This is a genomic window from Vibrio sp. 2CM40D (assembly GCF_023161825.1).
Taxonomy (GTDB): domain Bacteria; phylum Pseudomonadota; class Gammaproteobacteria; order Enterobacterales; family Vibrionaceae; genus Vibrio; species Vibrio alginolyticus.
In genome coordinates, this window is record NZ_JALNTL010000001.1 from 677,289 (window position 1) to 692,088 (window position 14,800).

Here is a 14,800-nt window from a genome sequence, read left to right on the forward strand (position 1 = left end):
TATGTATTCTGCCAGTTTACCTCTGCCTCGATTCTTCTTGTTTTACTTCATCCCAAAAATGGTCAAGTTCTGATAAAGAACAATCTGTAAGTACTTTGCCTGACTGCTGGACCTTGCCTTCAACTTGTTTAAAACGTCGCGCAAACTTTACGTTTGCTTTTCCTAGTGCGACTTCTGGGTTTTTATCAAGGTGGCGAGCCAAATTGACAGTCGCAAATAGCAAATCACCGAGCTCCAACTCAACTTTCTCTTCATCGGGCTGAACTTGCAGTGCCTCTTCCATGACTTCGTCAATTTCTTCTCGTACTTTATCGACAACCGGGCCAAGTGAATCCCAATCAAACCCAAATTTTGCACATTTTTTCTGAATTTTTGTAGCACGAGAAAGTGCCGGCAAAGAGTTTGGTATTGAGTCTAGGATACTTTCTTCCGCTTTGCCTACTAGGGCTTTTTCTTTTGCTTTTTCCGCTTCCCAGTTCGCGTTAATTTCCTCGTCAGATTCAAACTCAACATCTGAAAAAACATGCGGGTGGCGACGAGTCAGTTTTTCGTTCACGGTTTCGACGACATCCGAAAAGTCGAACAGCTCTTGCTCTTTCGCTAGCTGACTGTAAAAAATCACCTGAAACAACAAATCCCCTAGCTCTTCTTTTAGATTGGGCCAATCTCGATTTTGAATCGCGTCCACCACTTCGTAGGTTTCTTCTATAGTATGCGGAACGATGGTGTCAAAGGTTTGTTTTAAGTCCCAAGGGCAACCGTTTTCTGGGTCACGCAACTTCGCCATGATTTGTTCTAACTGTTCAATTGGATGACTCATTTTTTGTTCCTTTAAACCTTTCTATTAAAGAAAAAGGTGAGCAGCCAAAACCACTCACCTTCCACATTGTATTTTCTCAGCAGCTTTCACTAAGTAATTGTTACTTTGACAAGGCAACAAATTTTCGCGACTCCTGAGCATGGTTCACCATGTGATGGAGCAAGTGCGTACAGTCAACAACGCTACAACGATAACTATGACGAGAGTTTTAGCCGAGGCGTTTCACCGTCATGACATCCTTGATCTGTTCCACGCGCTTCGAAACCCGCGAAAGCACCTCAATATTGGTGACTTCTAGGTCAAAGTCCATGATGGCAAGTTGACGTCTGTAGTCGACTCGGTTCTTCATACTGGTCACTTTGATCTTTTCGTTGGCGAACAGTGTCGTAATGTCTTTGAGTAGACCACCTCGCTCCATCGCTTCAACACGCACGGTGAGGATGTATGACCCCACAAAGCCGCTGCCCCAGACTGTATCGATGATGCGCTCTGGCGCATGATGGCGCAGTTCTTCTAACTGTTCACAGTCACTACGGTGTACTGAAATCCCACGACCTTGCGTTATGTAACCAGAGATATCGTCACCTGGAATTGGCTGACAGCAACGTGCTAGATGTGTCATTAGGTTATCGACGCCTTCTACTACAACTGCGTCTTTTTTCGGTCGGCTTTGCGCGGGTGATTTATGCTCAGCTTCTTGCAGTTTTTCCAGTGCTTGCTGGTCTTCTTCCTCTGCCGTTGGCTTGTTAACTAACGCGTTGATATGGTTAATGATTTGATTGATGCGCAAATCACCGCTACCTACCCCAACATACAATTCATCTGGTGTTTTGACGTTAAACCGCTTGAGGGCGTAATGCTCTGCATCTTTTAACGTTGCGCCAATTTTGGCTAACTCATGCTCAAGGATTTCACGACCTGCTTCGAGGTTCTTCTCACGGCTTTGTTTTCGGAACCAGGCGTTAATTTTGGCACGCGCACGACCAGAATGAACGAAGCCTAATGATGGGTTTAACCAGTCACGTGATGGGTTAGGTTCTTTCTGAGTGATAATCTCGACTTGGTCACCCATATGTAATTTATGCGTGAACGGCACAATACGACCTCCGACTTTGGCACCGATACAACGGTGTCCCACTTCGGAGTGAATGTGATAGGCAAAATCTAGCGGCGTTGCCCCCATTGGCAAATCGACAACATCACCACGTGGTGTAAAGGCATAAACACGGTCATCAAAGACTTGGCTACGCAGCTCATCGAGCATTTCGCCAGAGTCAGACATTTCTTCTTGCCAATCCAGTAGCTTACGCAGCCACGTGATCTTCTCATCATAACCGCTTCGGCTGCTTGCCCCTTCTTTATATTTCCAGTGCGCTGCAACCCCCAGTTCCGACTCTTCATGCATTTGCTTGGTACGAATCTGGATCTCGATGGTTTTGCCTTCTGGCCCTAGAATTACTGTATGGATCGATTGATAACCGTTTGGTTTAGGGTTAGCAACGTAGTCATCAAACTCGCTCGGTAGATGCTTGTATTTGGTGTGAACTACGCCTAAAGCCGCGTAACAATCTTGCAGTTTGTCTGCGATGATACGCACTGCTCGCACATCAAACAGCTCATCAAAGGCCAAACTCTTTTTCTGCATTTTTCGCCAAATGCTGTAGATGTGCTTAGGTCGACCACTCACTTCGGCATTGATGCCCGACACTTCCATTTCGTGCGTGAGGTCTTCAACAAAGTCTTTGATGTACTGTTCACGAACGATGCGTCTCTCAGAAAGCTGTTTGGCAATTTGTTTGTAAGTTTCCGGTTGTTGGTAGCGGAAAGCGTAATCTTCAATTTCCCATTTCAGCTGACCGATGCCTAATCGGTTTGCTAGCGGCGCATAGATGTTGGCACACTCTTTTGCCGCCGCACGTCGAACTTCATCTGGCGCTTTTTTAACTTCAATAAGGTTACAAATTCGTTCCGCGAGCTTGATAACTACGCAGCGGAAGTCATCCACCATGGCAAGCAGCATACGGCGTACGTTATCTACCTGAGATGACGCTGCACTGCCTTCCATGTTGACGTTGAGTTGGCCAATAGCAGCCATTTCTTCAACGCCGTCGATTAATTTTATGATTTCTTTGCTGTATTTCTCTTCCAGAATTTCTCTGTTAAAAGCACCACTTGAAACCAAAGGAAACAGTTGAGCAGCCACTAAAGTGGCTTGATCCATAGACAAGGTGATCAAAATTTCGATCATTTCTCGTCCACGCCACAACAACAGCTCCGCTTGCTCGTTATCAGCTAATACCGTCTGGCAATCTCGATATACTTCGATTAAGCGTGAGGCTGTGTTTTTCTCTTGTCCTAGGCTAGCCACCCAGTTTTCGAGTTCAAACTGTTCATCTTGGTTTAAATGCGCGCTTCTTACCGCAACCATCTCATCATCCTAATTATTATATTCGTGTGGTTTGACTAACACCGTCCAGGTTAGTTCTTTTTACCGCGCGTACACGCTGGCTTTATGACCACCCACCACAAATAAGGGGTCAAAGTCCTAAAGTTAGGACTTTTCAAACAATGCCATCGATTCTAGATGACTGGTATGAGGGAACATATCCAGCATACCTAATTTCGTTAATTTATAGCCTTGCTCTATCAAGCTTTGACTATCCCTAGCAAGGGTAGCAGGATTACAAGAAACATAAACTACACGCTGTGCGCCAAGCTCAGAAACTTGATCGATGATCCCACTCGCTCCCGCGCGTGCCGGGTCTAATAATACTTTATCAAACCGCTCTGCGGCCCAGGCTTGGCCTTCAAAATCTTGCTCAAGGTTAGCGTGATAAAATTGCGCGTTATTGATTTGGTTCAAAGATGCATTGTTTGTGGCTTTTTCTACCATCTCTGCAACACCCTCTACTCCAACCACGTACTTAGCTAATTTCGCAACTGGTAAACTAAAGTTGCCTAAACCACAGAACAAATCTAACACTCGGTCACTCTTTTGTGGGTCTAACCACTCAACCGCTTGTTTGACCATTTGTTGGTTTACACCTTGGTTTACTTGAATAAAGTTATTTGGTGCAAAAGGGATTTTCACTCCAACTTCTTGATAAAAAGGCATATCGCCTTCGATAAGGTCTAATTGTTCTGTCGATGGCATTAAGTACAACGATGCGCCATGACGTTTTGCCAACTCCGTTAGAGATTGAGTTTCACTCGTTGTCAGAGCGCTCAAGTGGCGCAGCGTAATACACGGACCATTATCACCAAGTACCAGCTCTACATGACCCAATTGTTCCGGCTTTTTGAACGCTTTTAGGGCTGAGTAAATCTCTGGCAGCAAAACATTCAGTTCCGGTGCCAGCACTGGGCAATCGGTCACTTGCGCAATTTGCTTACTCTGCTTTTTACGGAAACCAAAATGTAGCTGACGTGTTCTTTTATCAACAAACAAGCTCACTCTCGCACGGCGACGGTAGGCCTGCGAATATCCCAATAACGGGGCATCTAGTTCAATGTCACTGCCTGAAAATTTTCGCATTAGCTGACGCAACGTTTGCTGTTTGTACGTCAATTGTTGGTCATAATCTAGATGCTGCAAATCACAGCCACCGCACTCATGATAATGTGGGCAAAATGGCTCCACACGAGCTTCACTCGGCTTAAGGATTTTAATCAACTTACCGCGAGCGTATTTGCTCTTTTCTTCCACCAATTGAGTGACCACCTCCTCACCTGGCAGTGCTCCATCAATAAACAATGGCTTCTTTTTGAGGTAAGCAATGCCTGCGCCGTGGTGATCTAAACGCTCTACTTGCACTGCTTGGTGCCGAGTATTGAGTTGGGTTTTCTTTTTCGGTTGAAAGATGCGTGCCATGCTCTATGCCTGATTTATGTGTAATTGCTCTTCGGCTTCACTATTCTTGATTGCAGCCGTTGTGTGATTCGAGTGACTTGATTATGCTTACCGTTTATTCGGTGACGTCACTTCTTTGCTCAAGGCTTTATCGTGCGCTTGAGAAATAATGCGTTATTTTCCCATATCCAGACTCCGATGTAATTAGATAACATGACCAGATATGGCTTACGAGCACGTGTAATTACACTAACTCTCGCTCCCACTCTCATTATTGGTTTATTACTGAGCGGCTTTTTCTCATTTAACCGCTACCAAGACCTTGAGAAACAAGTTATCACCACTGGTAACAGCATTATTGAGCCGCTGGCGATTGCCAGTGAAACTCATCTACTATCAGAAAGCCGAGAGGCGGTACGTCGCTTGATAAGCTACGCGCACCGTAAAAACTCCAAACTGGTTCGTAGTATCGCGGTATTTGATGAACATCATGAGCTCTTTGTAACCTCTAACTTTCATCCTAATTTTGAAGCCTTGATGTTTCCCAAAGATAAACCGATCCCGCAACTGGGTAATTCGGAAATCTACGAAAACTCACTGATATTGCGTGTCCCCATTTTGTCAGAAGGTCACTACTTAGCGGAGTTGTCGAACGAAAGCCAAGGCACAAAAGCGATTGGTTACATCGCCGTCGAGTTAGATCTCTCCTCCTTGAGGCTGCAACAGTATCAAGAAGTCTTCTCTGCTTTTTTAGTTCTGGTTCTCGGTCTTGGCTTAGCAAGTGTGTTTGCTTCACGTCTAATGCACGATGTGACCCAACCTATCACCCACATGAAGAATGTCGTTGACCGCATTCGCCGTGGTCATCTGGATGTGCGTATCGAAGGCAAAATGCACGGTGAGTTAGACCAGCTAAAAAATGGCATCAACGCCATGGCGGTATCGTTATCAGAATATCACGTGGAGATGCAGCACAGTATAGACCAAGCCACGTCCGACTTACGTGAAACGCTTGAGCAGCTAGAAATTCAGAACGTTGAGTTGGATATCGCGAAGAAACGCGCGCAAGAAGCGGCCAGGGTTAAGTCAGAGTTCTTGGCGAACATGTCGCACGAGCTGCGTACTCCGCTCAATGGGGTGATTGGCTTTACTCGTCAAATGCTTAAAACGCAGCTTTCTAACAGCCAAACGGATTACCTACAGACGATTGAGAAATCGGCGAACAACCTGCTGAATATCATCAATGACATTCTCGACTTCTCGAAACTTGAAGCGGGTAAGCTGGCACTCGAAAACATTCCTTTTGATTTCCGAGAAAGTTTAGAAGAGGTAATTAACCTACAAGCCACAAGTGCACATGAGAAAGGGTTAGAAATCACCCTAAAAGTGGACCCTAAAATTCCACCAGGTTTAGTTGGGGATCCACTACGTATCCAGCAAATTTTGACGAACTTAGTCGGTAACTCAATCAAGTTTACCGAGCGAGGCAACATTGATGTTAGCGTAGAAATGCGCTCTCAATCAGGAGACTCCGTCGAACTGCAATTCATGGTGCGTGATACCGGTATTGGTATCTCTGAGCGTCAGCAAGCGCAGTTGTTCCAAGCCTTTAGCCAAGCAGATGCAAGTATTTCACGTCGTTACGGCGGTACTGGTCTTGGTCTGGTTATCACTCAGAAACTGGTGAGCCAGATGGGCGGCGAAATCAGTTTAACCAGCCGTCTACACCAAGGTTCAACCTTCTGGTTTACGGTGCGCTTGCACTCAACCGAGATGCCAATGAGCGAACTGATTGAAGTGGAACTTCTGACTGGGAAGCAGTTACTGCTGATTGAACCAAACATGCAAGCCGCGTCCGTAACCCAACAGATTCTAAGTCAGGAGGGTATTTTAGTAACCTACCGCTCTTCGCTACCAAACAACGAAGAACAATATGATTATGTACTGTTGAATTTAGCGGCCAACCAGACTCACGATGTGGAAGTTATTACACCTTGGATAGAACAAGCGAAACGCATGGCTCCGAGTGTTCTCCTAGGGACACCGAGTACCGAATTGGCGCTTGCGGACCAAATAATGACAGAGCATCACGTCCAGTGCCTGACGAAACCATTGTCTCGCCGTAAGTTGCTACAAAGCCTGATTAGCGAACATGTAGAATCGCCACCGGTATTAAGCGCTCCAATTACGCCAAGCGAAGGGGACCGTTTACCTCTCACTGTACTAGCAGTGGATGACAACCCTGCAAACTTGAAGCTGATCTCTGCACTGCTCCGCGAACGAGTAGAAACCGTCACCGCCTGTAGCAATGGCCAGCAAGCGGTGAACCTGGCGACAGAGAAAAAGTACGATTTAATCTTCATGGATATTCAAATGCCACAAATGGATGGGGTGACCGCTTGTAAGCACATTAAAGAGTTGGAGCTAAATAAAGACACGCCAGTGATTGCGGTAACGGCACATGCCATGGCAGGGGAACGAGACCGCTTGCTCTCGGCAGGAATGGATGACTACTTGACCAAACCTATTGAAGAGCATGTGCTACAACAGGTTTTGGTTCACTGGAACCCAAATGCTTGTACAGAGAGCATTGGCAAAGTCGCCCCTTCATACGTTGATGAACCTGAAGGAAGCGCACCACAATCCGTTTCTTCGCCTCAGCAGGATGTGATTATTGATTGGCAAGCAGCCTTGAAACAGAGCGCGAATAAAGAGGATCTCGCCAAAGATATGCTGCGCATGTTGATTGAGTTCATCCCTGAAGTAGAAGCAGTTGTTGACCAAGCTCTGGAGCAAGAAGATATCTCTCGTGACGACCTAATTCATGTCATCCATAAGCTGCACGGCAGTAGTTCATATTGTGGCGTTCCAAGGCTGAAATCACTCTGTGCGACGCTTGAGCAAGCACTGCGCTCAGGGATCAGTCTTGAGGAAGTTGAGCCTGAAATGTTCGAGCTGCAAGATGAAATGATTAAAGTAACAACAACCGCAAAGTTATACCTTGAACAGTGATCTATTGAAGAGAAACAAAAGCCAGAGCAAATGCTCTGGCTTTTTAGTATTTTGTTTGAGACTTACAAGCTAGGATTCAAAAATGACCGTCGCCACAGCGTAATGACGCTCATCGGAAATGGACAGGTGAATGTGGTTAACGCCCATCGCATCCGCTATTTGCTTGGCTGTGCCCGTCAATGCGAGCACTGGTTTTCCAAGCTCATCGTTCGAGATGGAAAAGTCGTGAAACGTGACCCCTTTTGCGATCCCTGTACCCAATGCTTTTGAGGCCGCTTCTTTAACAGCAAAGCGCTTAGCAAGATAACGCCCTTGCAGCTTAAGCTGTGAGAATTTGGCCATTTCTTCTTCTGAAAGAATCCGCTGAGCAAAAGGTTCACCACTACGAGCTAACGCTTTTTCAATACGCTCAATTTCTGCAATGTCGGTCCCTAACCCTATAATCGCCATCTAGATAGCCCTATGACTGGCGAGCCTCAATCATCAGTGCTTTCATGTCAGCAACCGCTTTATTTAAACCATCAAATACTGCGCGACCAATGATTGAGTGACCAATGTTGAGTTCGTAAATTTCTGGTAATGCAGCAATTGGTGCGACATTGTGATAAGTCAGGCCATGCCCGGCATTAACAATAATACCTAGGTCATGTGCATAACTCGCACCAGCAGCAATCTTCTTCAGTTCAGCTTGCTGTTCGTCTTCTGTCGTCGCATCTGCATAGTGGCCAGTATGTAGCTCAATAAACGGAGCGCCACACTTTTTCGCAGCTTCAATCTGTTGACGGTCAGCATCAATAAAGAGCGAAACTTTAATGCCGGCATCTGTCAGCTTTTTCGTCGCAGCTTTAATTTTTTCAAGCTGCCCTACAACATCTAAGCCACCTTCCGTCGTCAGTTCTTCACGCTTTTCAGGCACTAGACACACAAACTCTGGCTTAGTTTGCAGCGCAATCTCAACCATTTCGTCCGTCACTGCCATCTCTAGATTCATACGCGTTTGAATGGTTTCACGCAGAATACGTACATCACGATCCAAAATATGGCGACGGTCTTCACGTAAGTGGATAGTGATACCGTCCGCGCCTGCACGCTCTGCAATTTCAGCAGCGTGAACAGGATCCGGGTATTTTGTACCACGTGCATTACGTAGAGTGGCAATATGGTCGATATTGACGCCTAAATAAATTGAGCTCATTTTCCGTTACTCCGTGCTCTGGGGGTCTGAATGAAAAATTCACGACTTTTTAAAGGTTTGCCGCCAAGATACGGCTTTAAGGCTATACGTGTAAAGCGTTTTGCCGCTTTTAGCTGCTCTTTAGTGACGAACCGCCGCTCACTGATAGCAATCAGTTCATTCCCTAAAAAAGTGAGGTTATCGCGCCTAACCGAAGCAATAAACCCTTTCTGTTCCCGGTAACGATAGGTCATTTCTGGATCGACGGGCTCGCCGGTACCTGCACAATGCAAAAAATCCACGCCATACCCCATCGCAGACAGCAAGGCTAACTCAAAACGACGCAGTGCAGGCTCAGGGTTCTCGTTGTGCGCCAACTCGGTTAACGCATGCAAATAATCATGAAATAGTGCTGGCATCGGCACTTCAGCCATCAAAATACGGCCAATCAGTTCATTGACGTACATGGCTGAGTAGAGATTAATGCCCGTTAACGGCAAACCTAGACTTATCGGCTCGGCTTGACGCAAAGTTTTCATTGAGCCTTTCCCCGACCATTTAAGTAATAGCGGGGTAAAAGGTTGCAATGCGCCTTTTAAGTTCGAACGCTTACTGCGCGCGCCTTTGGCCATTAAAGTCATTCGGCCATATTCCTCACTAAATACATCAAGGATTAAGCTCGATTCACTGTAAGGGCGTCGGTGCAATACAAAACAGCGCTGTAAACCTTCGGAAGACAGATTACTCATCTAAGTCATTGTGCCTAAAAAGTGTGAAATAAAAAATAAGGAGCCGAGCGGCTCCTTATTTTAATCGATACTGATTTTTCATCGATGTTGGAGCGAAGCACCTTCGCAGCCAAGATTATAAATCGTCTATATAACCCAACGATCGCAACGCTCGTTCGTCGTCTGCCCAGCCAGATTTCACTTTTACCCAGGTTTCTAGGTAAACTTTACGACCGAACAATTCTTCCATATCCAAACGCGCTTCGCGACCAATGGTTTTAATCTTCTCGCCGCCTTTGCCAATCACCATTTTCTTCTGACCATTACGCTCAACAAGAATCAAGGCATTGATGTGGAAACCGTCGGTTTCGGGGTTGTAATCAAAACGTTCAATTTCAACCGTTACTGAGTATGGCAGCTCTTCACCAGTAAAGCGCATCAGCTTTTCACGCACAATCTCAGACGCCATAAAACGCTGAGAACGGTCAGTCACGTATTCTTCTGGGAAGTGATGCGTTGCTTTAGGTAAGTGATTACGCACGTGCTTACGCAGTACGTCAATGTTCTTACCTTGCTTGGCAGAGATTGGCACAACATCCACGAAGTCCATCTTCTTCGACATCTCCGCCATGTGTAGCATCACGTCGTTACGATCTTGTACGTTGTCGACCTTGTTTACACAAAGCACAACTGGGAAGTTCGATTTTTGAAGTTTGGTCAGCACCATCTCATCGTCTTTAGTCCAATGCGTACCATCGACTAAGAAGAACACAAGGTTTACATCACTCAATGACGAGTTAGCTGCACGGTTCATCAAACGGTTGATCGCACGCTTTTCTTCAATGTGAAGTCCAGGCGTGTCGACGTAAATCGCTTGGTAATCGCCGTCCGTATCCACACCCATAATACGGTGGCGTGTCGTTTGCGGCTTACGAGAGGTGATCGAAATCTTCTGACCCAAAATCTTGTTCAAAAGTGTCGACTTACCTACGTTTGGACGACCAACAATAGCAATAAAGCCACAGTGTTGGTTTTCTGGCGAGCTTGGCTCACCTTGTGATGCGAAAAACGCATCGATATCGAATTCGTTATCAGCCATTTGTTAATTGCTCAAGTGCTGTTTCAGCAGCCGCTTGTTCTGCCTTGCGGCGGCTGGTGCCTTTACCGATTACAGGCTTATCCACACCTGCTACTTCACACTCAACCGTAAACTCTTGGTTGTGCGCTTCACCTTTAATATTAGTCACTGTGTACACAGGCAGCGGTTTTCTTCTGCCTTGTAGGAACTCTTGTAGGCGAGTTTTCGGATCTTTTTGTGAGACGCCAGGTTTAATGGCTTCAAGGCGTGAGTTGTACCAACTCAGTACAATGCCTCGCACGACTTCAAGATCGCTGTCTAGGTAAATTGCGCCAATAATGGCTTCAACCGCATCGGCTAAAATAGAGTCTCGGCGGAAACCGCCACTCTTCAATTCACCTGGACCTAATTTTAAATAATCTCCTAGATCGAATTCACGACCCAGTTCCGCCAATGTATGTCCACGAACCAAAGTAGCACGCATACGGCTCATGTCACCCTCGTTCACTTTCGGGAAACGATGGTACAGATCATCAGCGATGACAAAACTTAAAATTGAATCGCCCAGAAACTCAAGACGTTCATTATGCTTACTGTTGGCGCTGCGGTGAGTCAGCGCCAAGTTGATAAGCCCGGCATCTTGAAACTGGTAGCCGAGCTTTCTCTCTAGTTTATCAATTGGAGAATTCATACTCTCTCGATATAAAATGGTTAGTGAATACCACCGATGCGGTTAAAACGCACACCAGTTGGAATCCATGAAGGTAGAACGCTATCTGCGCCACGATCAAACTCGAAGCTGATCCAAATGGCGACAGCTTTGCCGACTAAGTTTGCTTCAGGAACGAAGCCCCAGTAACGGCTGTCAGCACTGTTGTCACGGTTATCACCCATCACAAAGTACTGACCTTGTGGTACAACCCACTCTGTCGTGCCGCTGCGTGGGAAATATTGCTCCACGCGGTTACGCACAAGAGGGTTAACCAAAATATTGTGCTCAACGTTACCCAATTTCTCATCCAGTTGGATCATTGGAATACCGTTCGAGCTAAACTGACTTTCTTCAACGTTGCTCAGTTTAACTGGCTTACACGCCGATTCGCCTTGGCTTTGCACGCAAAGCTGCTTATCACCTGAATAACGCACGATATCACCAGGTAAACCAACTACACGCTTAATGTAGTCCACACTTGGTTGTGGTGGGTATTTGAATACCACGATATCACCACGCTCAGGCTTACCAGTTTCCACTAGCTGAGTACGCCATACTGGGTCTTTTAGACCGTACGCGTACTTCTCAACTAAAATGAAATCGCCAACCAGCAAGGTAGGCATCATTGAGCCTGATGGGATTTGAAATGGTTCGTAGATAAAAGAACGTAATACTAAAACGAACGCGATCACAGGAAAAATAGAGACGCTATTTTCAACCCACCAAGGCTGACGCTCAACTTTTTGCAAGGTCACTGCATCCAAACCATTAGACGTCTGAGCTTGAATCTCAGCCAGTTTTTCCTGACGCTTTTTCGCGAAAACCAGCTTTTCCAATAGCCAAACCACGCCAGTTACCAAAGTCGCAATAACCAACATCAGTGAGAATGTATTCGCCATTAAATTCCCTTATCTAAAAATACGAAAGTGAAAGAGCCGAAACCCTTTCACTTATTTTAATATCTAACGTCTTAAGACCGACAAGTGTGAGACAAAGTTCAACTTTAGTCTTTACCTACGTGAAGGATGGCTAGGAACGCTTCTTGAGGCAGCTCAACGTTACCGATCTGCTTCATGCGTTTCTTACCTTCTTTCTGTTTCTTCAGAAGTTTCTTCTTACGACTTACGTCACCGCCGTAACATTTCGCAATAACGTTCTTACGCAACTGTTTTACCGTTGAACGAGCGATAATGTGGTTACCAATTGCCGCTTGGATTGCGATATCAAACATTTGGCGAGGGATGAATTCTTTCATCTTCTCTACCAACTGACGACCGCGAGTCTGAGACTGATCTTTGTGTGTGATCATCGCCAATGCATCAACAGTGTCACCGTTAAGAAGAACGTCTACACGTACCATGTTCGAAGCTTCAAAACGCTGGAAGTTGTAATCCAAAGATGCGTAACCGCGTGATGTTGATTTCAGACGGTCGAAGAAATCCAGTACCACTTCGGCCATTGGAATATCGTAAGTCACAGCGACTTGGTTACCGTGGTAAACCATATCAACTTGACTGCCTCGCTTTTCAACACACAGGGTGATTACGTTACCTAGGTACTCTGAAGGCACAAGGATATTACAACGCGCAATCGGTTCACGAATTTCTTCAATGTCATTGATCGCTGGTAGTTTTGCTGGGCTATCAACATACAGCAGATCGCCATCCGTCTTCTCAACTTCGTAAACTACCGTTGGTGCTGTGGTGATAAGATCCAAGTCGTATTCACGCTCTAGACGCTCTTGGATGATTTCCATGTGCAACATGCCAAGGAAACCACAACGGAAACCAAAGCCAAGTGCCGCAGAGTTTTCTGGCTCGTAGAATAGCGATGCGTCGTTAAGGCTTAGTTTGCCTAGTGCGTCACGGAAGTTCTCGTAATCGTCAGAAGATACTGGGAACAGACCTGCGTAAACCTGAGGTTTAACTTTCTTAAAGCCTGGTAGCGGTTTATCACAACCATTCTTCGCTAGAGTCAGCGTATCACCAACAGGGGCACCAAGAATGTCTTTGATACCACAAACAACCCAACCTACTTCACCAGTACGAAGGGTATCGGTATCCACTTGTTTTGGCGTAAAGATACCAAGGCGGTCCACACCCCAAACTTGGCCCGTACTCATCACTTTGATCTTATCGTTCTTCTTCAGTTCGCCGTTTTTAATACGCACTAGAGAAACAACGCCAAGGTAGTTATCAAACCATGAGTCAATGATCAGCGCTTGTAGTGGCGCATCTGGATCACCTTCCGGTGCAGGGATCGCTGACACAATGTTCTCTAGAACGTCATCAACACCGATGCCTGTCTTCGCAGAACAGCGGGTTGCTTCCATTGCATCGATACCAACGATTTCTTCAATTTCTTCCGCTACACGCTCAGGATCGGCTGCTGGTAGGTCAATCTTGTTCAAGATTGGCACAACCTCTAGATCCATTTCGATCGCGGTGTAACAGTTAGCCAGTGTTTGAGCTTCAACACCTTGACCCGCATCCACAACCAATAGCGCACCTTCACAAGCCGCTAGAGAACGTGATACTTCATATGCAAAGTCAACGTGCCCCGGAGTATCGATGAAGTTCAGCTGATACGTCTCACCGTCTTTAGCGGTGTAGTTTAGCGTCACACTCTGAGATTTGATGGTGATGCCACGCTCACGTTCAAGATCCATAGAATCCAGAACCTGTGCGGCCATTTCACGATCGGTTAACCCGCCACAAACTTGGATTAGACGGTCTGATAGGGTCGACTTACCATGGTCGATGTGGGCGATAATCGAAAAGTTACGAATGTGCTTCATAGATTTAGGGTGACTAACTCTTTACAAATAGGGACAGTAAGAAACGCCATCTACTGACGGCATTTCAATCAAGTTGGCAGATTCTACCGAATTTCGTTAACGGGCGCACGTAATTTAAAGTACATACCCAAATAACCTTTAGTGGAGGGGGACAGCACTTACTGGATTGGCTCTCCAAGTACCCGAACGAGGGTAACTTGGCGCTTGGATTCATCTTCTAACGGACGAGAAACACGTTTTGCGATCCACATTCCACCAGCGGCAAACAATACCGATGCCAATATGATGATGCCTTCCCCGCCGGCTGTCAGCGGCGCTAATAGGAAGTGACCAAACATCGCACCGATAATCAAACCAAACAATGGCAGTAAATAAACCGCCATTGCTGATTTTATTAGGCTTGACTCAGGAAAACCAATCTCGACGACTTGACCTATTTTCACCGATTTATCCGTGCGCAGGTGCCAAGATAAACTCTTGTTACCAATGGCTTTAGTAACAACGCCCGTTCCACAGCTTTTCTGTGAAGAGCAACTACTGCAACTGGTCTGCTGTTCGCAACTTAAATCAATTTCGAATTGCTTGCCGCGACGATGCACGTCTGTCACGGTAGCCAACGCGGTCATCAT

The 14,800-nt window shown here is 46.1% G+C and carries 12 protein-coding genes; 1 reads left to right on the forward strand and 11 read right to left on the reverse strand.

The window, feature by feature from the left end; all coding sequences use genetic code 11:
* Positions 1–16: 16 nt before the first annotated feature.
* From mazG to rlmD, 3 genes are all read right to left on the reverse strand, one after another.
* Positions 17–820: a nucleoside triphosphate pyrophosphohydrolase gene (mazG, locus tag MTF70_RS03115; protein WP_005383780.1), complete on the reverse strand. Its 804-nt coding sequence runs from the start codon at positions 818–820 to the stop codon at positions 17–19.
* A gap of 208 nt (positions 821–1,028) precedes the next feature.
* Positions 1,029–3,248: a GTP diphosphokinase gene (gene relA / locus MTF70_RS03120; RefSeq protein ID WP_005380915.1), complete on the reverse strand. Its 2,220-nt coding sequence runs from the start codon at positions 3,246–3,248 to the stop codon at positions 1,029–1,031.
* 123 nt (positions 3,249–3,371) lie between these two features.
* Positions 3,372–4,691, reverse strand: coding sequence for a 23S rRNA (uracil(1939)-C(5))-methyltransferase RlmD (rlmD, locus tag MTF70_RS03125; protein ID WP_205461131.1), 1,320 nt, complete (start codon positions 4,689–4,691; stop codon positions 3,372–3,374).
* 192 nt (positions 4,692–4,883) lie between these two features.
* On the opposite strand from rlmD, the gene barA reads away from it, so the two are divergent.
* The gene (barA, locus tag MTF70_RS03130) at positions 4,884–7,682 is read left to right on the forward strand and encodes a two-component sensor histidine kinase BarA (protein ID WP_205461130.1); all 2,799 of its coding nucleotides are present in this window, start codon (positions 4,884–4,886) and stop codon (positions 7,680–7,682) included.
* A 69-nt stretch (positions 7,683–7,751) separates the two neighbouring features.
* Here the strand turns inward: barA and acpS are convergent, their stop codons facing one another.
* The 8 genes from acpS to MTF70_RS03170 all read right to left on the reverse strand — a co-directional run bounded on the left by acpS (position 7,752) and on the right by MTF70_RS03170 (position 14,800).
* Positions 7,752–8,132, reverse strand: a complete 381-nt coding sequence (gene acpS, locus MTF70_RS03135; protein ID WP_005380927.1) for a holo-ACP synthase — start codon at positions 8,130–8,132, stop codon at positions 7,752–7,754.
* Positions 8,133–8,142: 10 nt separating this feature from the next.
* Positions 8,143–8,877: a pyridoxine 5'-phosphate synthase gene (gene pdxJ / locus MTF70_RS03140; protein WP_005384579.1), complete on the reverse strand. Its 735-nt coding sequence runs from the start codon at positions 8,875–8,877 to the stop codon at positions 8,143–8,145.
* Positions 8,874–9,605: a DNA repair protein RecO gene (gene recO, locus MTF70_RS03145; protein ID WP_005384578.1), complete on the reverse strand. Its 732-nt coding sequence runs from the start codon at positions 9,603–9,605 to the stop codon at positions 8,874–8,876. Before recO ends, pdxJ begins: the two co-directional genes overlap by 4 nt.
* A gap of 115 nt (positions 9,606–9,720) precedes the next feature.
* On the reverse strand, positions 9,721–10,683 hold the full coding sequence (gene era / locus MTF70_RS03150; protein ID WP_005380931.1) for a GTPase Era: 963 nt from the start codon (positions 10,681–10,683) through the stop codon (positions 9,721–9,723).
* Positions 10,676–11,353 (reverse strand): ribonuclease III, encoded by a 678-nt coding sequence (gene rnc / locus MTF70_RS03155; protein WP_005393907.1) that lies wholly within the window; start codon positions 11,351–11,353, stop codon positions 10,676–10,678. Before rnc ends, era begins: the two co-directional genes overlap by 8 nt.
* Positions 11,354–11,373: 20 nt before the next feature.
* A complete protein-coding gene (lepB, locus tag MTF70_RS03160) occupies positions 11,374–12,273 on the reverse strand; it encodes a signal peptidase I (protein WP_138939848.1) in 900 nt (299 codons plus the stop codon).
* A 104-nt stretch (positions 12,274–12,377) separates the two neighbouring features.
* Positions 12,378–14,171, reverse strand: a complete 1,794-nt coding sequence (lepA, locus tag MTF70_RS03165) for a translation elongation factor 4 (protein ID WP_005380934.1) — start codon at positions 14,169–14,171, stop codon at positions 12,378–12,380.
* Positions 14,172–14,329: 158 nt separating this feature from the next.
* Positions 14,330–14,800: a SoxR reducing system RseC family protein gene (locus MTF70_RS03170; RefSeq protein ID WP_005380936.1), complete on the reverse strand. Its 471-nt coding sequence runs from the start codon at positions 14,798–14,800 to the stop codon at positions 14,330–14,332.